This is a genomic window from Methylobacillus arboreus, assembly GCF_020532725.1.
GTDB classification, from domain to species: domain Bacteria; phylum Pseudomonadota; class Gammaproteobacteria; order Burkholderiales; family Methylophilaceae; genus Methylobacillus; species Methylobacillus arboreus.
In genome coordinates this window covers 477,633-500,112 of record NZ_JAJAVC010000006.1, presented here as the reverse complement: position 1 = coordinate 500,112, position 22,480 = coordinate 477,633, and the positions used below count along the sequence as shown (strand labels likewise).

At 53.2% G+C, this 22,480-nt stretch carries 18 protein-coding genes; 11 read left to right on the top strand and 7 right to left on the bottom strand.

Annotated elements, in window-relative coordinates:
• Window positions 1-14: 14 nt before the first annotated feature.
• Both LG198_RS08395 and mutY read left to right on the top strand, forming a co-directional pair.
• Window positions 15-2,678, top strand: coding sequence for an AsmA family protein (locus LG198_RS08395; protein WP_230342725.1), 2,664 nt, complete (start codon window positions 15-17; stop codon window positions 2,676-2,678).
• Window positions 2,679-3,779, top strand: coding sequence for an A/G-specific adenine glycosylase (gene mutY, locus LG198_RS08390; RefSeq protein ID WP_230342724.1), 1,101 nt, complete (start codon window positions 2,679-2,681; stop codon window positions 3,777-3,779).
• Window positions 3,780-3,845: 66 nt separating this feature from the next.
• Here mutY and LG198_RS08385 read toward each other — a convergent pair whose 3' ends face one another.
• A complete protein-coding gene (locus LG198_RS08385; RefSeq protein ID WP_230342723.1) occupies window positions 3,846-5,039 on the bottom strand; it encodes a PepSY-associated TM helix domain-containing protein in 1,194 nt (397 codons plus the stop codon).
• A gap of 241 nt (window positions 5,040-5,280) precedes the next feature.
• Between LG198_RS08385 and LG198_RS08380 the strand changes: the two genes are divergently transcribed.
• The gene (locus tag LG198_RS08380; RefSeq protein ID WP_230342722.1) at window positions 5,281-7,395 is read left to right on the top strand and encodes a TonB-dependent siderophore receptor; all 2,115 of its coding nucleotides are present in this window, start codon (window positions 5,281-5,283) and stop codon (window positions 7,393-7,395) included.
• A gap of 67 nt (window positions 7,396-7,462) precedes the next feature.
• On the opposite strand, the gene fae is transcribed toward LG198_RS08380, so the two are convergent.
• Window positions 7,463-8,014 carry a formaldehyde-activating enzyme gene (fae, locus tag LG198_RS08375; RefSeq protein WP_230342721.1) on the bottom strand — a complete coding sequence of 184 codons (552 nt, stop codon included), beginning with the start codon at window positions 8,012-8,014 and terminating at the stop codon, window positions 7,463-7,465.
• Window positions 8,015-8,242: 228 nt separating this feature from the next.
• Between fae and LG198_RS08370 the strand changes: the two genes are divergently transcribed.
• Genes LG198_RS08370 through LG198_RS08345 form a run of 6 tightly spaced genes read left to right on the top strand, consistent with a single transcriptional unit; the run spans window position 8,243 to window position 15,122 of the window.
• Window positions 8,243-8,668: a type IV pilin protein gene (locus tag LG198_RS08370; RefSeq protein ID WP_230342720.1), complete on the top strand. Its 426-nt coding sequence runs from the start codon at window positions 8,243-8,245 to the stop codon at window positions 8,666-8,668.
• A complete protein-coding gene (locus tag LG198_RS08365) occupies window positions 8,669-9,208 on the top strand; it encodes a GspH/FimT family pseudopilin (RefSeq protein WP_230342719.1) in 540 nt (179 codons plus the stop codon).
• Window positions 9,199-9,639 (top strand): type IV pilus modification PilV family protein, encoded by a 441-nt coding sequence (locus LG198_RS08360; protein WP_230342718.1) that lies wholly within the window; start codon window positions 9,199-9,201, stop codon window positions 9,637-9,639. Before LG198_RS08365 ends, LG198_RS08360 begins: the two co-directional genes overlap by 10 nt.
• Entirely contained in the window at window positions 9,636-10,667 is a 1,032-nt protein-coding gene (locus LG198_RS08355; RefSeq protein WP_230342717.1) for a PilW family protein, read from the top strand. The genes LG198_RS08360 and LG198_RS08355 overlap by 4 nt, the downstream gene beginning before the upstream one ends.
• Window positions 10,664-11,278, top strand: coding sequence for a pilus assembly PilX family protein (locus LG198_RS08350; RefSeq protein ID WP_230342716.1), 615 nt, complete (start codon window positions 10,664-10,666; stop codon window positions 11,276-11,278). Before LG198_RS08355 ends, LG198_RS08350 begins: the two co-directional genes overlap by 4 nt.
• Window positions 11,279-11,315: 37 nt before the next feature.
• Window positions 11,316-15,122, top strand: coding sequence for a pilus assembly protein (locus tag LG198_RS08345; RefSeq protein WP_230342715.1), 3,807 nt, complete (start codon window positions 11,316-11,318; stop codon window positions 15,120-15,122).
• Between the two features lie 54 nt (window positions 15,123-15,176).
• On the opposite strand, the gene gshB is transcribed toward LG198_RS08345, so the two are convergent.
• The 5 genes from gshB to LG198_RS08320 all read right to left on the bottom strand — a co-directional run bounded on the left by gshB (window position 15,177) and on the right by LG198_RS08320 (window position 20,490).
• The gene (gshB, locus tag LG198_RS08340; RefSeq protein WP_230342714.1) at window positions 15,177-16,115 is read right to left on the bottom strand and encodes a glutathione synthase; all 939 of its coding nucleotides are present in this window, start codon (window positions 16,113-16,115) and stop codon (window positions 15,177-15,179) included.
• Window positions 16,116-16,124: 9 nt separating this feature from the next.
• Complete coding sequence (gene gshA / locus LG198_RS08335; RefSeq protein ID WP_230343027.1) at window positions 16,125-17,408, bottom strand: glutamate--cysteine ligase; 1,284 nt, start codon at window positions 17,406-17,408, stop codon at window positions 16,125-16,127.
• Window positions 17,409-17,897: 489 nt separating this feature from the next.
• Window positions 17,898-19,283, bottom strand: coding sequence for an ammonium transporter (locus LG198_RS08330; protein ID WP_230342713.1), 1,386 nt, complete (start codon window positions 19,281-19,283; stop codon window positions 17,898-17,900).
• A 10-nt stretch (window positions 19,284-19,293) separates the two neighbouring features.
• Entirely contained in the window at window positions 19,294-19,632 is a 339-nt protein-coding gene (gene glnK / locus LG198_RS08325; RefSeq protein WP_230342712.1) for a P-II family nitrogen regulator, read from the bottom strand.
• 66 nt (window positions 19,633-19,698) lie between these two features.
• Window positions 19,699-20,490, bottom strand: coding sequence for a TorF family putative porin (locus tag LG198_RS08320; protein ID WP_230342711.1), 792 nt, complete (start codon window positions 20,488-20,490; stop codon window positions 19,699-19,701).
• Window positions 20,491-20,742: 252 nt separating this feature from the next.
• Here LG198_RS08320 and LG198_RS08315 point away from each other — a divergent pair, with 252 nt between their 5' ends.
• Both LG198_RS08315 and LG198_RS08310 read left to right on the top strand, forming a co-directional pair.
• A complete protein-coding gene (locus LG198_RS08315) occupies window positions 20,743-20,985 on the top strand; it encodes an accessory factor UbiK family protein (protein WP_230342710.1) in 243 nt (80 codons plus the stop codon).
• A gap of 2 nt (window positions 20,986-20,987) precedes the next feature.
• Complete coding sequence (locus LG198_RS08310) at window positions 20,988-22,478, top strand: YifB family Mg chelatase-like AAA ATPase (protein WP_230342709.1); 1,491 nt, start codon at window positions 20,988-20,990, stop codon at window positions 22,476-22,478.
• Window positions 22,479-22,480 lie beyond the last annotated feature (2 nt).

The window sequence follows — 22,480 nt, the reverse complement described above, 5'->3', positions numbered from 1 at the left end:
AACAGGATAGGTTAATGAATAAAATCCTTAAGTATTCCTTGTTTGGCCTCGGCGGAATTGTCCTGGTGCTGGTCATCATCGTGGCGGTGTTTGCCGCGACCTTCAACCCGAATGACTACAAGCCCATGATCGTGCAACTGGTCAAGGACAAGAAACAGCGCACGCTCAATATAGAAGGCGACATCAAGCTGGCCTTCTGGCCCAAGCTTGGGGCCGACCTGGGCAAGATTTCACTTTCCGAGCACAACAGCGACAAGGAGTTCGCTGCAGTGGACGGTCTCAAGGTATCAGTGGCCTTGCTGCCGTTGCTGCGGAAAGAGCTAGTGGTCGATGCGGTTTATGTCGATGGCGCACGGGCCAATATCGTCCGTTACCAGGACGGCAGCACCAACTTCGACGACTTGCTGAGCGAAAGCAATGATGAGCCTTCCCAGGAAATCGCGTTCGATATTTCCAGCATCAATGTCAGCAATTCGGCAGTGAGCTTTCATGACGAAGCTGCCGACAGCACTTATGCCATCAAGCAGTTCAGCCTGAAAACCGGGCGTGTTGCGCTTGGCACGCCATTCGACCTTGCCAGCGATTTCGAGTTGAGCACCAGTGCGCCCAAGGTCGAGGCCAAGGTCAAGCTGCAAGGCAACTTCATGGCCGACCCCGAGAACAAGCATTTTGCCGTAAGCAAGCTGGATGCCGTGGTCAAGGGCAATATTGCAGATGTGGAGGATGCGGACATTCGTCTCAGCGGCGATGTGGATGTACACCCCGATAGCATGGAGTTGCTGGTCAATGGCCTCAAGCTTGCTGCTACCGGCAAGCTGGCGGATGCGAAGCTGACTGCCGACCTAGTAGCGCCCAAGCTGGTGGTGCAGAAGGATGAAGTGTCGGGAGACAAGGCAGAGCTTGCCTTCAGCCAGGAGAAAGCAGGGGAAATCATCAAGGCCAAACTGGTGCTGGCAGACATCAAGGGTTCGCCAAGGCAACTGCAAAGCAGTGGCATCAATGGAGAATTCAGCCTCAAGCAGCCGGACCGCAGCGTGGAAAGCAGGTTCTCCTCGCCGTTCCAGGGCAATCTGGAAGATTTGGTGTTCGAACTGCCCAAGCTGGCCGGCAGGATAGACATCAAGGACAAGGCGCTACCCAAGGGTGCTGCCCAGGGCGAATTTGCTTTCAAGCTGTTCGCAGATGCCAAGCAGGAGAAAGTGAACAGCGATTTCAGCCTGGATGTCGAAGATACCAAGCTTAAGGGTGATGTTGCCGTGGTGGGTTTCGCCAAGCCGGATATCCGCTTCAACCTTAATGGTGACAAGCTTGATCTCAACAAGCTGCTGGGTACAAATTCCACCAATGCAAAACCGGCACAGAAGGCTGCGAGCAAGCCCTCAGAAGCAGGGGCGCAGGATCTTTCAGCGTTGAAGGACTTGTTGTTGCAGGGCAACGTCAATATCGGGAGCATTGTGTATGAGAAATTCCATCTGGCCGGACTCAGGCTGGGGATCAAGGCAGATGGCAAAACGCTGAATGTTAGCCCGTTCAACGTCAAGCTGGATGAAACTTCCATCAAGGGCAGGTTTGGCATCAGCCGCTTTGAACGGCCGATTTACCATTTCGATGTGGATATCGATGATCTGGATGCAGACCGCTATATCACGGATTCCGAGGCCAAACCTGCTCCAGCGCCTGCCAGCAAGCCGAAAGAGGATGCCCCGATTGACCTGAGCGCATTGCGCCAGTTGAACGCGGATGGTGAGCTGCGTATCGGGTCGCTCAAGGTTGCCAATGTCAAAAGCACGAATGTGCGCATCAAGTTAAAAGCGGACTCGGGGGTGGCCGAATTATCCCCTTTTTCCGCTAATCTCTACGAGGGCTCAATGAATGGCGCCCTGACCGTGGACGCCCGCAGCACGCCCAATATCGCCATCAAGCAGGACATGAAAAGCATCGCGATAGGCCCCTTACTCTCTGATGCCATCAACAATGACATGCTGAGCGGCAAGGGCAGTCTCAATCTGGATATCACGACCAGCGGCGAGACTGTGAATGCGCTCAAGAAAGGGCTGAACGGCAAGGCGGCGCTCAATCTTCAAAATGGCGCAGTCAAGGGCATCGACATTGCCGGCACGTTGCGCGGCGCCAAGGACAAGCTCAATGTGCTTAAGGGCAATACCAGTGTGGCGGATGACAAAAGCAAGCAGACGGATTTCAGCGAAATGTCCGCAAGCTTCAATATCAAGAATGGCGTTGCGCATAACGACGACCTGAACATGAAGGCGCCCTTGTTCCGTATTGCAGGCAATGGCACTGTCGATATTGCCAATGAAACCTTGGATTATCTTGCTAAGCCTACCGTAGTGGCTTCCCTTAAAGGACAGGGCGGGGCAGACCTGCAAGAGCTCAATGGCTTGACTGTGCCCATCAAGCTGAGCGGCACCTTTGCCAAGCCTGCGTATGCCATTGACTTTGCCGGGCTTGCCAGCGCAGTTGCCCGCAACAAATTACTGGAAGGCGCCGGCGGTGCGAAAGGCGAGGCCGTGAAGAATCTGCTGGAAGGCAATCGCGAGGAAGCGGTTAAATCCCTGCTGAACAAGAATAATCAAAGCTCCAAGGAAGGCAGCGATGAGCCGGCTGCCTCGTCTGAAGACAAGGTCAAGCAGAAGCTGCAGAACTTATTTGGCAGATAAATGGATTTGTCACATTTTCCACCTATTGCAGAACGGTTGATTGCCTGGCAAAAACAGCATGGCCGTCATGACCTGCCCTGGCAGAATACGACGGACCCGTATGCGATCTGGGTTTCAGAAATCATGTTGCAGCAGACGCAGGTGGCTGCCGTGATCGGCTATTACCAGAAATTCATGCAGCGCTTCCCGACCATTGCCAGCTTGGCTGCAGCCAGCCAGGAAGACGTGATGCAGCACTGGAGCGGCCTGGGGTATTACTCGCGGGCGCGCAACCTGCATAAGGCAGCGCAGATCATGATGGCCGAACACCAGGGTGTTTTTCCACGAGATTTCGAGGCGATACAAGCCTTGCCCGGCATAGGCCGCTCTACCGCAGCAGCCATTTCCTCATTCGCCTTCGGCCTGCCGCAACCGATATTGGACGGCAACGTAAAGCGCGTGTTTGCGCGTTATTTCCTGGTCGATGGCTGGCCCGGCCAACCCAGTGTCGAGAAAAAACTCTGGCAGATAGCGGAGCGGATGCAGCCCCAGACTGCAATGGGCACTTACGCGCAAGCCCTGATGGACCTGGGGGCCACGGTGTGCGTGCGTAGCCGCCCCCGTTGTGCCAATTGCCCATTGCAGGAAGATTGCGGCGCACTGTCCATGGACCGCGTCAGCGAATTGCCTGCCTCCAAGCCCAGAAAAACCATCCCGGAAAAAACCGTGCAAATGCTGGTGATGACGCATGGCAACCGTGTCTTGCTGCAAAAGCGGCCTGATAGCGGTATTTGGGGCGGCTTATGGAGCCTGCCCGAGCTGGAGTTGGGCCAGGATAGCCAGGCTTGGGGGAAGCAGACAATGGGCCTGGATGGGCATGCGCCCGCATCCTTGATGCGGCTGACCCATGTGTTCACCCACTTCAAGCTGCATATTACCGCCAACCATATGCCGGTGGCTGCTTTGCCCTTGCAGGCGCAGGAACCTGGCTGGCATTGGATGCCGCTTGACGTGGCGATTGATGCAGCCCTGCCGGTGCCGGTGCGCAAAATCCTGCAGGCCCTGGCCGCGCAGCAGCATGGCGCTGCCAGTGCAAAACAGCGCCAGCTGGCCCTGGTCTAAGAGCCTGTTCACCATCTTTTCATGGGATACGTTGTCCCGGCAGGGTAGTTGAAGCAAGGTTCCTCCTTAAGCGTTTTTCACCTTCTGAGCAGTGCTGCGCGATCTGCGCTTGCGCAGCCAAATGACGATGCCGGTAATGCTGAGCATTGCCACCACGGCGCCCATGACAGAAATCATGATGCGGCCCGGCAACCCGAGAATGCGGCCCGAATGCAGCGGGAATTGCGCTTGCATGAAGATGTCCCCAGCGCTGCCGGTGCCGGGAATGACTGAGCCGGCCGGGCTGCCATCCTTGCCATCGAAGTAGAGCCAGGGATTTCCCAGTCCGCCGTCGCCATGGTCATTGCCCGCTTCAAAAAATCCCACACCATACAGGCCGAATGCCGGTGAATAGAACACGGCACCCGCAGGTGCGCTCCATCCGCGCTTGCGGGCTTCCGTACTTGCAATTTCCAGTATCTTTTCCCGGCTGATGCCGGGTTCGAGCGGCTGGTCTTCGGGTTGCGGTGCGCGCGAGGCAAACGGGCTTGGGCTCAGGCTGGAAAAGGTTTCCACCACGGGGCGCATTACCTGGAAATTGAGATTCATCGAAACTGAGGTAACAGCGAGTATCAGTAACAACAGCCACACCCAGACGCCGCCGGAGCGATGCAGGTCGAAATTGAGCTTGTAGCCGCCCTGCTGCCAGCGGAAGGCAAACGATTTGCGCCACGACTTGAAGTTGGGAAACGAAATCCAGAGTGCGATTAGGTTATCGAACACCCAGATAATGGCAATGATGCCCATGAACAGTATGCCCAACTCGATGCCCCAGGCATCGGGAATATGCATGCTGTAGTGCAGTTTATAGAGAAAAGGCAGCAGGTTTTCGCGGCTGAGGGAAACTGCGCCCCACTCCCGCTGGCCTTGTATTTTCCCGTTGACCGGATTTAGGGCCACTTGGTTGAAATCAAGTTCGTGGGCTTTTCCGGTGGATGGGTCCGGCCTGGCGGCAACGCCCACACCCAGGGTATGGCCTGGCTCTATATCAAGCGGCAGGTAGCTTACCATCAATTTGGGGTTATCTTGCTCAAGCTTGTTGGCAAGATCCAGTGCAGCTTGGGGTGTTCCTGTGCTTGCAGCATGGAACAACGCCGGGTTTAGCCATTCATCCAGCTCATGATCCCATGAAATGACGGCACCGGTGAGGCCGGCAATAAAGAGAAAAACGGCCATGGTGAGCCCGAACCAGCAATGCAGGGTAACTAGATATTTACGCATTCAAATTCTAATGATGCAGTTATGAGTGGAGATGAAAGTTTATATTTTATATAATACGGATAATGATTTTTATTAAAAATAATCAAGCGCGTCAGTAGTTTTGGGCTTGCGTCCGGGTTCCAGCCCGGTGTTTCCAGCTTCATCTATCCAATCGGGGAATTTGCACAGCCGGGCAATTCCCTGTCCCCAAGCCTTGCGTCAGCAGGGTTGTCCGGTATTGTTAATTCAATGCAGGAGTATCATGAAATCCTTAAATTATCGTTTCTATTGCTGGTTGGCTTGCTTTGCTACCTTGCAGGCTTATGCGGCTGAAGAAAAATTGCCCGAGGTGCAGGTAAGCAGCCACCTGGAAAAGGAAACCCCCACAAGCGCCGTGCGGGGCTATACCGCAAAACGCAGCGCTACTGCAACCAAGACCGACAGCAGCATCCTGGAAACACCGCAATCCATCTCCGTGATCACGGCAGACCAGATTGAAGACCAGCGAGCGCAATCAATACAGGAAGTCTTGCGCTACAGTGCTGGGGTCGTATCCGACCAGTACGGTCTGGATTCACGGTCAGACTCTTATGCCATCCGCGGCATGGATGCCACGCAGTACCTGAATGGCTTGCGCCAGATCAATACCTTTTATTCCGAGACCATACGTCCCGACCCTTACGCCATGGAGCGCATCGAGGTTTTACGGGGACCTTCTTCCATGTTGTATGGATCAGGCGGCGTCGGCGGTGTGGTTAACCTGGTATCCAAGCGCCCGCAGACGGAAACCAAACGTGAGATGAGCATCTTGCTTGGCAACTATCAGCGCAAGCAATTGCAGGCTGATTTCACAGGGCCGGTCGCGGATACCGACAACTTGTTCTACCGCTTGGTCCTGTTGGGACGCGATAGCGAGAGCCAGGTCAAGCATGCGGGAGACGAGCGCACCCTGATTGCGCCCTCGCTGACCTGGAAGCCGAGCGATCACACCAGCATTACCCTGCTGGCCCAATACCAGCGCAATGACGGGCGGCCCACGCCGCAATTCCTGCCTTGGTCCGGCGTGCTGCGGCCCAACCCGAACGGCAAGATTCCGTTCAACACCTATCTCGGCGATCCCGGCTTCGACCGCTATGTCTCCGAATCCACGCACCTCGGATGGTCGCTGGAGCACGCGTTCAACGATCACCTGAAATTTAGGCAGAACGCCCGCTACACCAGCAGCACGAACGATTACCGCAGCCTTTATCCCGACAGTTTCAGCGTCAACCCTTATATCGATGCCAACCAGCGCGTGTTGAACCGTTACGTGGATGTCTCCAAGACGAATTCCAAGACCGTCAATCTCGACAATCACCTGGAAGCCAGCTTCAATACCGGCGATTTTTCACATACCTTGCTGCTGGGTTTGGATTATGGGCGTTTTCGCCAAGCCAAGAATGCCGGTTTTTATTTCAGTCCCAACAACTCGATTGATGCCTACGATCCAATCTATACGCCTGTAGATACTTCTGGCTTGGTATTGACACCTTCATTCTCGCGCCTGATTCAGACAGGTGTTTATTTGCAGGATCAAGTGCGCTACAAGCAATGGATACTGACAGCCGGCATTCGACGGGACGAGGCCAAGAATGAGGCTCAAGGCTCGGAGACCCAGCGGGATTATGCAACCACGGAACGTTACGGCCTGACCTATGTGGCCGAGAATGGCTGGACGCCTTATATCAGCTATGCCGAATCTTTCTTGCCTGTTGCCGGAACAGATCGCTTGGGTGACCTGTTTGAACCGCAGCGTGGCAAGCAATGGGAGCTGGGAGTGAAGTATGAGCCGCCAGGGTCCCGCACTCGCTTTACTGCGGCAGTGTTTGATATTCGCGACCAGAATCGTGCGACGCCTGACCCTATCAATCCAAACTATTCAATCCAGCAAGGAGAAATCCATTCAAGAGGCCTAGAGTTGGAAGCGGTGAGCTCACTGACTAACCATCTGAGCCTGATTGCGAGCTACAGCTATCTGGATGCGCGTTATAACAAAACCAATAATCCAGCGGAGCGCGGCAACCAGATCGAAACCATTCCCAAGCATTTGGCTTCCGCATGGGCAGTGCAGCGGTTTGCGCTGGGTGAGCTGCATGGCTTCCGGGCCGGCCTCGGGGTGCGCTACATTGGCAGTACTCAGGATGCCTACGAGCAGGTCAAGGCGCCCGATGTAACGCTGGTTGATGCGATGCTCGGATTGGATTACGGGTCATGGCGCTATGCATTCAATGCCAGTAACCTGTTCGATAAGGAGTATGTATCCACTTGCATTTCGCGAGGCGATTGCTGGCTGGGCCCGCGCAGGCAGGTGATTGCCAGTGCCACCTATTATTGGTAAGCGCTTGCTTTCTGTGGCAAGTGAATAAAAAAGCCCGCTTAGCGGGCTTTTTAGGATTAAGCCAGGCTTAGATCTCGCCCCAGCTTTCGTCCCACATGCAGTGCTTGATCTTGTGGCGGTTGGCGATGAGTTCGTCGATAGTCGGCTCATCGTTCAGCGCGCGCTTGATTGCAAGCTTGGTTGCTTCGTAGTTGTTCTTGTACATGTCGGCCTTGTCCAGCTTGCCTTCCTTCGCCAGCGGGCCACAGCCCGGATCAATCCATACCAGGCTGATGATGGCCAGGTCGTTGACCTGATCTTTAGGGATAATGCCTTCGATCACAGCGTCCAGGATTGCGTCAGCCGTTGCAGCCTGTACCACGCCGCCGAACAGCTCAATGTTGATGGAATCCTTCAGGGTCACCTTGGGCACCATCATGGTAGCTGGGCGCACCAACTGGTTGATGTCACGCACGGCAAACATGGCGGAGTGGCCCTTGCTTTGTGCCATCAGGTTGGCAAATGCCTGGCCGACCGGGCCGTCAACAGCGCCGATGAGGATTTCTGGCATGGCCGCGGTGACGTCCTTGCCTTCACTGAAGATGGTGGCTTCACCAGCCTTGAAAATGATTTTTGACATCGTGGGTATCCTTAAGGGAGTGGTAAACGAACTAAACGTCGTATTTTACCCAAAGCGGCATGACTGGGGCAAACTTCAAAAGTGGCTGGCGTGCGCCTGATGTGATCTAAATGTAGCCGACCTTCGGCGATCGTGCCGCTTGTCAGCACAGTATTGCCGCTTGTCGGAAAAATTCGCTTTCAGCGCAGTCTGCATTGCATGATTCACAGTGGCAAAAGAGGAGTTCTGATGAGAGTGAGACAGCAAGGTTTTACATTGATTGAGCTGATGGTTGTGGTGGCAATCATCGCGATTCTTGCGTCTATTGCTGTACCGTCTTATACACGGTATGTCGCTCGTGCGAAGATTGCAGAGGCAATCTCGCAATTGTCGGATATCCGCAACCGCATGGAGCGCAGTTATCAGGATAACCGGCGGTATGACTGTAATGCCGTTACCATGCCTTCTGCCCCGACTGTACAGTTCTTTACCTACGAATGTGGCACGCCTAATGGTAATCAGACTTTTCTCATTACGGCGACTGGTGTTGCCGCGCAGGGCATGGGCGGTTATGTCTTCACCATCAATCAGGATAATGTGCGGCAAACCACGGCATTTCCTGGTGCCTCAGTACCAGCGAATTGCTGGATCACCAAGCATGGCGGGAGCTGCTAAATGCGGCAACATGGCTTCACGCTGGTGGAGTTGGTGGTTACCTTGACGCTCATGGCGATTTTATTAGCAGTTGCAGTACCAAGTTTTCGTGAGATGTTGCTGAATTTCCAGATTCGCGCAGCAGCGGAAGGGTTAAATACCGGTTTGCAACTGGCGCGGGCAGAGGCTATTCGTCGCAATACCAATGTGGTGTTTACCTTGAGCAACAATGCGACCTGGACTATCGGGTGCCAGGTTGTTGTGGCAGATGATGATAATGATGGCGTTGATGACTGCCCGGCGGTGATTCAGAGCAAGCCTGATACGGAAGGTGCGGTAGCCGTGAGTGTAGAAGTGGTGCCTGCAGGTGCCAATACGGTAACGTTTAATGGTCTGGGGCGCGTGACATTCAATAACGATGGCAGCAATGTGGTGCGCGAGATTGATATTGACGCCAGCGAAGGCAATGGACGCAACTTGCGCATCCTGGTTCGGGGGGGCAGTGTGCATTTTTGCGACCCCAACGTGACTACAGTAGGAGATCCACGCGTATGCGCATGATTCCGTCTCGTGCTAAGCAAAACGGTTCTATCTTGCTGGAAGGGCTGATTGCTATTTTGGTGTTCTCCATGGGGATATTGGCAATTATCGGTTTGCAGGCCGCATCCATGAGGACAGTATCTGATGCGCAATATCGTTTGGAAGCAAGTTACCTTGCCAATAGGTTGGTGGCCAGTATCTGGACAGCAGGGCCTTCCAACATCAATACCTATGGTTTACCCGGCGGCAGCTCTCCCGAGCTTGCGCTTTGGCTTGCAGATGTGAAAAACCGTTTGCCGGGAGCCGAGAGCCAGGCGCCTACTGTTGTGATAGCAGGCGATGCCACGGCCGGCTTTACCGCCACCGTGACTGTGTTCTGGCAACCTCCCTCAGAAACCGAACCACACAGCCATACCGCCGTGGCCTACATCAACAGCAATCCGACGCCATGAACACCATTGCCATTCATAGACATCATTCGGGATATAGCCTGGTCGAAATCATGGTCGGCATGACCATCGGTTTGTTGGGGCTGATGGTGATTGCACAAGTGCTGTCCATTTCGCAGGACAGCAACCGTACAACAAGCAGTGGCGGCAACGCGCAACAAAATGGCGCATTGGCCCTGCTGGCCATAGAGCGCGATATCCGTCAATCTGGCTATGGCATGAATGTGTCGCAAAACCTGGGTTGCCAGGTGGTGGGGACGGATAGCAGCACAGGCCGTGAGGTACGTTTTCTTTTTACCCCTGCTGTGATTACCCAGGGCCTGGATACAGCACCAGATGTGATTCAGCTCACTTACAGCAATGCCAGTATGGTGACTAGTCCTTCGGCATTGATGCAAACCATGGCTAATGCGGATGCAGACTATGTGGTTTCCAACCGCTTCGGCTTCACGGTAAATGATTTGGTTGTAGCAGCAGCCCCGGGCCAGGATTGCGATCTCGCACAGATTACTGCCACTCCTGGCAATCCTTATCAGAACAATATTACCCATGCTGCCACAGCGCGTTATCGCGGCAGCCAGATATACAGCAGTGGCGCACAAATCTACAACATGGGAAAGAGTCCGGCCAGCAACCGTTATTCAATTGTGGACGGCGGGCTCCAGGTATTTTCTGAAATCACTGGCGAGGCTGAACTGATCGCGGATGGCATTGTGGATTTGCAGGCGGATTACGGGATCAATTTGGATGCGGATACTGAAAACACGGTAGATGAATATCGTGCATCTCCAGACCTTGATGGCAATGGCGTGGTGAGTTGGGACGAGTGGGAAAAAGTAATTGCAGTACGGGTGGCGCTGGTGAGCCGCAGCGGCAAGAAGGAAACGGCCAACGTCACCACCGAGTTGCCTAGCTGGACTGGTGGCGTATTCAGCAATGTGTCCAATCTGGCCGATTGGCAGCAATACCGTTACCGTGTGTTTGAAACCACAGTCGTGATACGGAATATTTTATGGAAGCCTCCTGCATGAAAACACACATGCGAGTTAATCAGGCAGTTCCTGCTGCGCACCAGCAAGGTGTTGTGCTCATGGTGGCCTTGATTGTTTTGATTGCCATGACCTTGGCAGGGTTGGCACTGTGGCGCGCGGTGGATTCCGGTAACGTAATTGCCGGCAATCTTGCCTTCAAGCAATCAGCCACCATGTCTGCAGACCGCGGCTTGCAGGCAGCATTGGTATGGCTGGATAACAACCGCAACGCACTTGCTGAAAGCAACCCATCACAAGGCTATATTGCCAACACTCTCACCACGGATCCGGACTGGTACAGCAACACTATCTGGAGTAATGCTGTGGATGTGGGCACAGATGCGGCAGGTAACCGCGTGCAATACTTGATTCATAGGTTATGTACTACTACTGGTGCATATAACGGTGAAGATGGTTCAGGCCAACCTAATTCCTGCTCGACCTCATTATCCAAAGCACCAGTCACCAATGCCACATTGGGCAGCAGCCTGCAAATTGGTGCTGCCGTCTACCAGTCCAACCCATCCGTGTATTACCGCATCACAGCCCGTGTGCTCGGGCCGCGCAACACTGTGAGCATCGTGCAGGCCACCGTCATGGTGCCGGTATAAATCCAGAGAAGCGCCAGCAATTCCAGGGAGCAAGATAATGAAACAACAAACTCAAAGAATATTCTGGTGGCAGCCTATCTTGTTTGCAGGCTGGCTGATGATGTCCTCCTGGCTGGCACATGCAGCGGTGACGGATATTTCCAGCAATCCGCTTTCTACTGCTTCCGGTACGGTAGTCAGGCCGAACGTGATGTTTGTGTTGGACGATTCGGGAAGTATGAACTTTAATTTCATGCCGGATTATATTGGATATAACCCGGCCAACTCTACACAAGCACGTTATAAATGCCGGAAAGGTACAGCTGGAAGAATCAACGGATCAAATGCAATTTGCAGCGGAGCAACAAGCCCAAGCGAAACAGGGAGCAATGCGCCTACGATAGGTGGCGATCCGCCGATGTACAGTTATCAAGTTAATACGATTTATTACAACCCGAATGTGAGCTATACGCCACCGGTGAGCCCATGTGACGCATCTCAGAACCTGCCATCCATGAATGGGACGAATACCAATGGTTGGCGTGCTGTCAGAGTTGCAGGGCATTCATTGAACAGTTCCTGCGAGCAGAATTCAGCAACCGCCAATATTTTGGCCTCCTATCCCGAGCTTTATTATTGCACGGGGACGAACGGCAATACTTGCAAGCGTAATGGAATAGCAGCAGATCAACGCCAAGGCACTGGGGGAGATTATGATAACTCTGATGGTGATTATGATTGGCCGTACAGGGTAAGTGAGAATAATACAACGAGGGATTACACCACAGCAGTAACGAAAAACAGTAACCCCCATTACTTCTGGATTGAGCCGAAGGAATATTGCACTGATAGTTCATTGACGATATGCCAGAGTGACTATGAGGCTACTCATACTTATCCTGCGTATGTTCGATTTTGCCAGACAGCTGATGATGCCGATAGAGTCGCGGTAGTAAGTGGCGCAGGAAAGTGCCAAGCCAAATTTGTGGCAAGTGTGACAAATGGGCCGACCAGTTATGTCTATGCCCGATACGGAAAATTCCGGCGAGTAGATATTGTTTCAGGCAATACTTATTCCAAATCTACTGATCGTATTGACTGTGCTGGAGTGGTATGTAGCTATGATGAGGAGATGACGAATTTTGCCAATTGGTACGCCTATTACCGTACGCGCATGTTTACTATGAAAAGCGCCGCAGGTCTGGCATTTTCAACGATTGATAATAGTTACCGGGTCGGGTTTCTTACAATCAATCCAGGCTCACCGGTTGCGGAGACAAAATATCTGAAAATTGATGATTTTGAACCAGCACATAAAGCAAACTGGTACAAGAAATTTTATTCAACAAATGCTAGTGGTGGTACACCCTTACGGCAAGCGCTTTCACGCGTAGGGCGACATTATGCTGGCATCACTACTGGAATTAATAGAGGTATGTCTGAGGATCCGGTGCAGTTTGCTTGCCAACAAAACTTTACTATTCTAACGACAGATGGCTATTGGAATGGCGCTGCAGGTGTTACAACAGGGAATGATGCAATAGGTAACCAAGACAATGAAGATAGTGGATATTCCAAGCGTGCTGATGGTGCATATGATGGGGGGTTAACTGACGCAACTGATACTTTGGCTGATGTAGCGATGTATTACTACCAGACAGATTTGCGACCCAATATGGAAGACAAAGTGCCGACTACCAGCAAGGACAGAAATGCGAAACAGCATATGAATACTTTTACGCTGGGGCTTGGGCTGGATGGAGAGTTGGATTATCGCTCTGACTATGAAGTTGCTAATGAAGGCGATTTTGCAGAAATTAAGCAAGGTCTTAGAAATTGGCCTATTCCGGCCGCAGATTCTCCAAGTGCCTTGGACGATCTCTGGCATGCTGCGGTCAATGGACGTGGTTTATATTTCAGTGCCAAACAGCCCAAAGAATTGATTTCAGGATTGCGCAGCGCGCTGGCCGGAGTGTCGGACAGGACGGGAGCTGCTGCAGCTTCCGCAACTAGCAGTCCTAACATTACCCAAACCGATAACTATATCTTCAGTTCTACCTATCGTAGCGTGCATTGGGATGGCGATGTGCAGGCGCAAACCATTAATCCCTCTGACGGTACGGTGAGCGAGGCGCATGTCTGGAGTGCGCAAGCGCAATTGAGCGGTGGTGGCCGGAGTATTTTCAAATTTGACCGGGACAGCAAGGCAGTAGAGCCTTTTGCATGGGATAACCTGAGCACAGAAGAAAAGGCATACTTCAATAACAAATGCGAACTGCTTTCGCAATGCAATGGTTTCGACGCAGATACCAAGGAGATTGCAAACTCTGGCGAGAACCTGCTGAATTATCTGCGGGGGCACGCTGGCCATAGCGGCGAAGTAACCCAGACGGACAAGGCATATCGCTTGCGTACGCATCTGTTGGGTGACATTGTTAACTCGGCCCCTGCCTACGTGAAGCAACCACGATTCAATTTCATTGACAATGTTGCGCCTAATTACCAAGCATTCAAGAATGAGCAGGCAGATCGTCACGGCATGCTGTATGTAGGTGGAAATGATGGCATGCTGCATGCGTTCAATACCACGAATGGTGCGGAGAGCTGGGCTTATGTGCCGCATTCTGTAATGCCCAATATGTACAAACTGGCAGACAAGAACTATGGTGCTAACCACCAATTCCTGGTAGATGGTTCGCCACAGGTGATGGACGTTTACGATGCTTCTACATCTGCCTGGCGTACGATTCTTGTTGGAGGGTTGAACGCCGGTGGGCGTGGTTATTTTGCGCTGGATGTGACAAACGAAGATAACCCTAAGGCGCTTTGGGAATTTTGTCATAGCAATGCGTATTGCAACCGTTGGGATGAGGATTTAGGTCTGACATACGGCAACCCGATCATTACCAAACTGCCCGAGGGCAATGCCTATGCGGGCCGTTGGGTAGTGATGTTTACTTCGGGCTACAACAATGTATCGCCAGGCAATGGGCAAGGCTATCTATACATTGTGGATGCTATCACAGGGGCGTTGATCCAGAAGTTGGGTACAGGCGTGGGTACGGCCGAAAGTCCCAGCGGTTTTGCCAGGCTTGCCAGCAGTTCAGGAATCAATAGCAATGCGGATATCAATGCTGCGTCGGTGGCATTATACGGGGGTGATCTGGACGGTAATCTATGGAAAGTCAATCTCGAAACCTCGACGGCAACCATCTCTCGTCTGGCCAAGTTGACGGATCCTGTAGGCATTGGGCAGCCGATTACAACCAAGCCTGAAATTGGCAAGGTGCCCAATGTTGTTGAACCTGTGATCTTCGTGGCGACAGGGCGTTACCTGGGGCTGAGTGATGTGACCAATGCCCAGGTGCAATCGGTATATGCAATACGGGACAATGGTGTGAGCTATAACGGGCGGGCGCTGACGCCGAGGTCCATCACACAGGGCGATACGACTTCTTCGATTGATGGCAGCGTGCTTGATTGGGCAAATGGTGGCTGGTATGTTGATCTGCCTGGGCTGCGTGAGCGTGTCAATCTTGATCCGCAACTGGCCTTGGGGACATTGACGGTCAATAGCAATGCGCCGCAGATCGACAACGTGAATTCAGACGGTTGTTCGCTGGGAGGCATTACATGGGCATATCAGTTCGATTTCAGGACTGGCTTGATGGTGCCGGGAGCTAGTCACTTTGGCAATAAACTGGCGACAGGGTTGTCGGTGGGGATGGTGATTGTCCGTCTGCCTAATGGTCAGCTCAAGGCGATCATCACGGACGCACAGGGCAGGAAAACCACCATTGGCATTGATACGGCTGCTTCGGACACCGTATCCAGGCGTACAGGTTGGCGTGAGTTGACCAAATAATAAATAACCCGAGCCGGTAAGTAAAAAAGCCAGGTCAGTTCCCTGGCTTTTTTATTACGGAAAACTGGCTGTCAGCCTGTCGAGCAGGATTGCAGCAGGATTGCAGTCCGTCTGCGCCGCAATTTCCACCATACCTGTCGGGCTGGTAACGTTGATTTCTGTCAGGTGTTCACCAATCACATCCAGGCCAACCAGGAATAATCCTTTTTGCTTGAGCACGGTGCCTACTGCATTGGCTATTTCGTAGTCACGAACACTCAGTGGCTGGGCCACGCCCTTGCCGCCCGCTGCCAGGTTGCCGCGGGTTTCGCCGTTTTGCGGGATGCGAGCGAGGGCATAGGGTAAAGGATCACCATCAACGACGATAATGCGTTTATCGCCTTGTGTAATTGCTGGCAGATAGCGTTGTGCCATGATGGTTTGGCTGCCATGGCGGGTGATGGTTTCCAGGATAACGCCCAGGTTGGGGTCATCTTTCTTTAGGCGAAATACGCTGCTGCCGCCCATGCCGTCCAGTGGTTTGACGACAATATCCTGTTGCTCAGCAAGAAATTCCCGGATGAGGCTTTGTTCGCTGGTGACGAGGAAGGTGGGTGCAAACTGCGGGAAGTTGAGTACGGCGAGCTTCTCGTTCCAGTCACGGATGGCGACGGGATTGTTGTAAACGCGGGCTCCCTGTCTGGCTGCTTGTTCCAGCAGGTAGGTGCTGTAAAGGTATTCGTTGTCGAAAGGCGGATCCTTGCGCATGAGGATGGCGTCAAAATTCTGCGGGGCTTCTTCTTGTATCTCGCCCAGCTTGTACCAGTTCTCACCAGTGCTGAACTGGAAGGGCCTTACGCGTAGCCTGGCTTCGTTGTGACGCAAGAAGAGGTCGTGCTGCATAGCCACAAACAGGGCATGTCCGCGGGCTTCAGCCTCGCGCATGATGGCAAGGCTGGTGTCTTTGTAGAGCTTGAGGCTATCCAGCGGATCAAGGATGAATGCAATGCGCATAATTAAGGCCTAGTCCACCAAGTCCGGGTCGGTTTCCTGCAGCTCAATCGCTGCCGCGAGCAAGGCCAGCCTTGCGACAACGCCATAGGCATAGAAGCGGTTGGGCAGCGCGTCGGGCGCGCCGGCGCAATCAGGGGTCGAGCATGGGGTTTCGAATGCCAGCGGCTCAAAGTGCATGCCGGGCGCGTTGAGGTTTTCATCGATGCCGCGCGAAGTATGCACGCGGTAGAAGCCGCCTACGACGAAATGGTCCATCATGTAGACCACGGGTTCCGACACGGCATCATTGAGGTGCTCGAAGGTGTACACACCCTCCTGCAGAATGACTTCGCTGACCTTGAGGCCTTCCTTTACTACGGACATCTTATTGCGTTGCTTGCGGTTGAGATCGCGAACATCATCGGCATTTTTCACGGTCATGATGCCCATGCCGTAAGTGCCGGCATCGGCCTTGACGATAACGAACGGCTCCTGGGTGACACCATATTCTGCATATTTGCCGCGGATTTTTTCCAGCAGGGTTTCTACCTTTTCCGCGAGACAGTCTTCACCAGTGCGTGCCTGGAAATCCAGTCCTTCACAAGTATCAAAATAAGGATTGAGCAACCAGGGGTCTATCTCGATCAGTTGCACAAACTCTTCTACGACGCGGTTATAGGCATCAAAGTGCCGGGATTTGCGGCGGGTGGCCCAGCCTGCGTGCAAAGGGGGAATCAGTGATTGCTCAAGGTTCTGCAAAATCTCGGGAACACCTCCGGAGAGGTCATTGTTGAGCAGGATGGCGCAACTGTCGAAGTTTTCCAGCACCAGGCGATTGCCTTTGCGTTGTACGGGCTCCAGCAGGATACTATGGCCGTCATGCGTTTCCAGAAAGGTCGGCTCGGTAATTTCGGGGGAAATGCTGCCTATGCGTACCTCCAGGCCTGCCTGGCGCAGGATGTGGGTGAGAGCGTGGATATTGCGCAGGTAGAAAGTATTGCGTGTGTGGTTCTCTGGAATCAGCAGCAGTCTGCGTGCATCTGGGCAGATCTTTTCTACGGCGATCATGGCTGCCTGAATGCATAGTGGCAGGAAATCCGGATTGAGGTTGTTGAAGCCGCCCGGGAACAGGTTGGTGTCTACCGGGGCCAGCTTGAAGCCTGCATTGCGTAAATCCACCGAGGCATAGAAAGGTGCGCCATATTCCAGCCATTGGCTGCGAAACCAGTGTTCGATGCGCGGCATGCTTTCCAGAAGCCGCTTCTCCAGGGTGAGTAATGGGCCGGTAAGAGCCGTGGTAAGGTGGGGAACCATCATGAAAGCAGCACCTGATAAGCCAAAAGAGTAGCCGCTGATTTTAGCCTAAAACAGGAACAGTCCCTCTATGGGTGAAAAAAAAGGGCGCTAAAAGCGCCCTGAGGAGGAGGAGATAATGCATAAAACTAGGCAGTAAGATGTTCCAAGTCTTGCGACGTAAAGATCAAATTACGCTTGATTAACTATAAGCAATAGCTGTGCCAGGTTGTGTGAGCTAAGTGCGGCTAACAAAACTCTCCTGGCGTTGTTGCCTTATCTTGCTGCACTTCTCGTACTGTCTGCGGCAGAGTGCCTGGCCAGGGCTGCTTTGCTGAGAGTTGTTAGCTGGCCTGAATAATGGGATTGATGTTGTGATGAAGTGGTGCAAGCCTGCCCTGATTATGTGCATTGCCCAGAAAATATTTGCTATGGTCAAGCTAGAAATGACAACGGGCGCTAAAAGCGCCCGTTTTTACTATTGCCGATTGAGCAACTTAATTAAAAGGCTTAGTAGTGGTAAGCACGTTCACCGTGTTCGGCGGTATCCAGACCTTCACGCTCAGCTTCTTCGCTGGCACGCAGGCCGATGAATATATCCACGATCTTGAACAGGATGTAGCTACCAATACCGCCCCAGACAATGGTCACGCCAATTGCTACCGCTTGCGCATAAAGCTGGCTGCCCATGGTGGTGCCTTCTTCGTAGCCCACGCCACCAAAGTCAGCGCTCATGAGGACGCCGGTACCGATTGCACCGATCAGGCCTGCGACGCCGTGGATGCCAAAGACATCCAAAGAGTCATCATAGCCAAGCTTGATCTTGAGGCTGGTCACGGCCCAGAAGGCAATGACGCTAGCAACAAAGCCGAGAACCAGGGAACCGACGGGGCCAAGGAAACCGCAAGCAGGGGTGATGGCAACCAGGCCAGCCACTGCACCTGAAACGGCACCCAGCAAGGAAGGCTTGCCCTTGAACAGCCATTCGGCAAATACCCAGCCCAGCACTGCGGCACCTGTCGCTGCCTGGGTATTGATCATTGCCAGGCCGGCAATGCCATCAGCTGCCAACTCACTACCGACGTTGAAGCCGAACCAGCCAACCCACAGCAGGGAGGCGCCGACCATGGTCAGGGTGATGCTGTGCGGAGGCATGGCTTCTTTGCCATAGCCTAGGCGCTTGCCAACGACAATGGCACCAACCAGGGCTGCAATACCAGCATTCATGTGTACTACGGTGCCACCTGCGAAGTCGGCAGCACCGAGTTCGCCGAGGAAACCGCCACCCCAGACCATGTGTGCGATCGGGATGTAGACAAAGGTGACCCAAAGCGCCAGGAATGCCAGTACGGCGGAAAACTTTATGCGTTCTGCAAAGCCGCCCACAATCAGTGCGGGTGTGATAGCCGCAAAAGTAAGCTGGAAGGTAATGAATACGTATTCAGGAATAGTGGCATCCTCCAGAAGAGTGTCTGGCGTCACGCCGGAGAGCAGTGCTTTGCTGAAACCGCCGATATAGGCATTGAGGCTGCCCCCATCGGTAAAGGCCAGGCTGTAGCCATAGACTACCCAGATGACGGACATGAGTGCCGTCGTCACAAAAACCTGGGTGAGTACGGACACCATGTTTTTGGTGCGTACCAAACCGCCGTAAAACAAGGCGACACCAGGAATGACCATGGCTAACACCAATACCGTGGCAGCGATGGTCCAGGCAGTATCGCCGGCGCTGAGTGACAGTGCGGCTTGTGCTGCTTCCTCTACTACTTCCACAGCAGCGGGTGCAACTTCAGTGATAGTGGCTTCATCAACAATGACAGCCTCTTCCTCAGCCAGTGCAAATCCGGATAAGCCCAGTGCGCTGACCAGTGCAATCATGGAAAGAATTTTTTTCATAACATACCCCTTAAAGCGCATCTGCGCCGGTTTCCCCGGTGCGGATGCGATAGACCTGCTCCAGGTCGAAGACAAAAATCTTGCCATCGCCGATTTTGCCAGTAGTAGCGGATTTTTCGATAACCTCTACTACTTGGTCAAGTAATTCATCCTCAATTGCGACTTCCAGTTTTACTTTAGGCAGGAAGTCGACTACGTATTCTGCGCCACGGTAAAGTTCAGTGTGGCCTTTCTGGCGTCCAAACCCTTTGACTTCAGTGACGGTAATGCCTTGTACTCCAATGGAGGAAAGGGCTTCGCGCACTTCGTCAAGCTTGAATGGCTTGATGATGGCGGATACAAATTTCATGGGTATCTCCTCTTAAAAGCATAAAGGCAAGGCAATTTGCCTTGCCTTCTATTATGACTGTCTGAATTAGAAAGTCTTTTGCACGAAGAATGTCCAGTTTTCCTTGCCGGAGAACACAGGGCCATAAGTGAAGGAACCACGGTCAGCATCGGTATCAGTATAGTAACCACCTACTACAATGCCGTTATCCCAGGCCTTGCTTAAGCCAAGCTTCCAGTCAGTGTAATCAAATACGCTGGGACCATTACCAAATTCCTGGCGACCAACGTGGGCAATGGCACTATAGCCACTTTCACCGAATGGTACTTCCAATGTCAGGTCGATATAGCTGGCACCCCGGCCTTCAAAACCGAAAGCTGACTTGCTTGGGGACCAGTTGTAACGTGCGGAAACCCACTTGTAAGAAATACCGCCGTAGATTTCGGTAGTGTCGGCATTGTAGGAACCGCTTACCGAGTTGCGGCGGCCAGGATAAATGTACTGATTCACACCAACATCATAAGTGATACCTGTGTCACCGATTTCAGCTGTATAACCTCCATAGATATCCCATTCCAGACTGGAGCTGTTGTAAGCACGATCACCGGCGTAACCGTCAGCACCTGTATCAGCCAGCCAACTGATACTGGATGCCCAGCTACCAATATAGAACCCACTGGCGTGAGAGTAATCCACGCCGCCTTGTACGGCAGGGCGGTCACCGGATTGGCTGGTACCACGGAAGATATAGTTGCTGGTCAGGCCAATGTTGTAAGTAACAGTGTGAGGTGAGGTTGCCTCAGCAGCTTCTTCGGCCATGACAGCGGCAGGTGCTGCAAATGTGCCAAGGATGGCGGCAAGTAGAAGCGAATTACGCATGATTTACCCTTTCAAGGTTTAAAAATAAAACAGCAACGAAAACTCTGCGTTGGGTAATAAGCAACACCTGTGCCATAAAAACAACATCTATATAAAACAAATAGTTACGTCGTTTTTCTTGATATTTTTTACCGTCAAAAACGGTGCGCATCTTGAATTTGTTTTGTAAGTGGTTGAGTTAATTGTATTTAGTTGGGATTTTTGCGAGAAAAAACCTGCTAAACTGCAAACGTTTTGGGAGATATTTAAGCTATGAATGCTCAAATGATTGAAGAATTATCTAATAAAATCAAAGAAATATACTCTTCGTTGCCTGCTGATGGCATAGAGCGAAACTTGCATGCACTATTACAGGGCGCATTCACTAAACTGGAGCTTGTTTCGCGCGAGGAGTTTGATATACAGGCTGAAATTCTGCGCAAAACCCGCGTCCAGCTCACAGACTTGGAGAAGCAGTTAGCAGCGCTGGAGGCACGTCTGGAGCAGCATTTCTGAGTATGGCGCTCGCAGTATTGCATAGCCGTGCCTTAGCGGGCATGGAGGCGCCAGAAGTGGCAGTTGAGGTGCATCTCGCCAATGGATTGCCGAGTTTTGCTATCGTTGGTTTGCCAGAGGCCGAGGTCAAGGAAAGCAAGGACCGGGTGCGCGCCGCCCTGCAAACGGCGCAGTTCGAGTTCCCGGCTCGTCGCATCACTGTGAACCTGGCGCCTGCGGATTTACCGAAGGAAAGCGGGCGTTATGATTTACCGATTGCGCTTGGCATCCTGGCGGCTTCTGGGCAGATACCTTTGCAAGGACTGGATCAATATGAAGTGGCAGGCGAGCTGGCGCTGACTGGCGAGCTGCGCCCGATACGCGGTGCATTGGCCATGATGTACAAGGCGCGTCAGAGCGGGCGGGCGTTTATCCTGCCCCAGGACAGTGCAAAAGAGGCTGCGTTGGTGCGCGGTGCGACGGTTTTGCCTGCCGCCAGCCTGTTGCAAGTTTGTGCGCATTTGGCCGGGCGTGAGTTGTTGGTGCCGCATTCCGAGGCTATTGAGGACAGGTCGGCAGACTATGCCGATTTTGCGGAGGTGAAAGGGCAGTTACAGGCCAAGCGTGCGCTGGAGGTTGCCGCTGCTGGCGGACATAGTGTATTGATGTCTGGCCCGCCTGGTACCGGGAAGTCCATGCTGGCCTCCCGTTTCGCCGGTTTGTTGCCACCCATGAGTGAGGATGAGGCACTGGAATCGGCGGCCATCCAATCGCTGAGCAAGGGCTTCCATGCCAATGAATGGGGCAGGCGGCCCTACCGCGCGCCTCATCATACGGCGTCTGGTGTAGCTTTGGTGGGAGGCGGGGGCATTCCCAAGCCGGGAGAGATTTCCCTGGCCCACCATGGTGTCCTGTTTCTGGACGAGCTTGCCGAGTTTGACCGCAAGGTGCTTGAAGTATTGCGTGAGCCGCTTGAGTCAGGGCATATCACGATTTCCCGTGCGGCACGCCAGGCCGAATTTCCTGCGCGCTTTCAGTTGATTGCGGCGATGAATCCCTGCCCGTGCGGCTATTTGGGGCATCCCAATGGCAAATGCCGATGCACGCCTGATCAAGTGTCGCGTTACCGCGGGCGATTGTCGGGGCCATTGCTGGATCGCATCGATATTCATATTGAGGTGCCTGCATTGAGCGAGGATGAGTTGCTCAGTGTGCCGGCAGGAGAGTCCAGTGTGGTGATTCGAGGCCGGGTTGAAGTTGCGAGAAAGCGCCAACTGGACCGGCAAGGCGTAAGCAATCACCTCCTGACAAGCCAGCAGGTGGAGGCATATTGCCAGCCAGATGAGGCGGGAGGAGCGTTGCTGAAACAAGCGATCGCACGGCTTGATTTATCAGCCCGTGCCTATCATCGTATTCTCAAGGTGGCGCGCAGCATTGCCGACCTTGCGGCGAGCGAATCTATCAGCAGCACTCATATTGCCGAGGCGGTGCAATATCGCAGGTTGGGGTTGTAGCC

Coding starts and splice junctions, on each gene's coding strand:
- LG198_RS08395 (WP_230342725.1), top strand. CDS start 15: ATGAATAAAATCCTTAAGTATTCCTTGTTTGGCCTCGGCGGAATTGTC.
- mutY (WP_230342724.1), top strand. CDS start 2,679: ATGGATTTGTCACATTTTCCACCTATTGCAGAACGGTTGATTGCCTGG.
- LG198_RS08385 (WP_230342723.1), bottom strand. CDS start 5,039: ATGCGTAAATATCTAGTTACCCTGCATTGCTGGTTCGGGCTCACCATG.
- LG198_RS08380 (WP_230342722.1), top strand. CDS start 5,281: ATGAAATCCTTAAATTATCGTTTCTATTGCTGGTTGGCTTGCTTTGCT.
- fae (WP_230342721.1), bottom strand. CDS start 8,014: ATGTCAAAAATCATTTTCAAGGCTGGTGAAGCCACCATCTTCAGTGAA.
- LG198_RS08370 (WP_230342720.1), top strand. CDS start 8,243: ATGAGAGTGAGACAGCAAGGTTTTACATTGATTGAGCTGATGGTTGTG.
- LG198_RS08365 (WP_230342719.1), top strand. CDS start 8,669: ATGCGGCAACATGGCTTCACGCTGGTGGAGTTGGTGGTTACCTTGACG.
- LG198_RS08360 (WP_230342718.1), top strand. CDS start 9,199: ATGCGCATGATTCCGTCTCGTGCTAAGCAAAACGGTTCTATCTTGCTG.
- LG198_RS08355 (WP_230342717.1), top strand. CDS start 9,636: ATGAACACCATTGCCATTCATAGACATCATTCGGGATATAGCCTGGTC.
- LG198_RS08350 (WP_230342716.1), top strand. CDS start 10,664: ATGAAAACACACATGCGAGTTAATCAGGCAGTTCCTGCTGCGCACCAG.
- LG198_RS08345 (WP_230342715.1), top strand. CDS start 11,316: ATGAAACAACAAACTCAAAGAATATTCTGGTGGCAGCCTATCTTGTTT.
- gshB (WP_230342714.1), bottom strand. CDS start 16,115: ATGCGCATTGCATTCATCCTTGATCCGCTGGATAGCCTCAAGCTCTAC.
- gshA (WP_230343027.1), bottom strand. CDS start 17,408: ATGGTTCCCCACCTTACCACGGCTCTTACCGGCCCATTACTCACCCTG.
- LG198_RS08330 (WP_230342713.1), bottom strand. CDS start 19,283: ATGAAAAAAATTCTTTCCATGATTGCACTGGTCAGCGCACTGGGCTTA.
- glnK (WP_230342712.1), bottom strand. CDS start 19,632: ATGAAATTTGTATCCGCCATCATCAAGCCATTCAAGCTTGACGAAGTG.
- LG198_RS08320 (WP_230342711.1), bottom strand. CDS start 20,490: ATGCGTAATTCGCTTCTACTTGCCGCCATCCTTGGCACATTTGCAGCA.
- LG198_RS08315 (WP_230342710.1), top strand. CDS start 20,743: ATGAATGCTCAAATGATTGAAGAATTATCTAATAAAATCAAAGAAATA.
- LG198_RS08310 (WP_230342709.1), top strand. CDS start 20,988: ATGGCGCTCGCAGTATTGCATAGCCGTGCCTTAGCGGGCATGGAGGCG.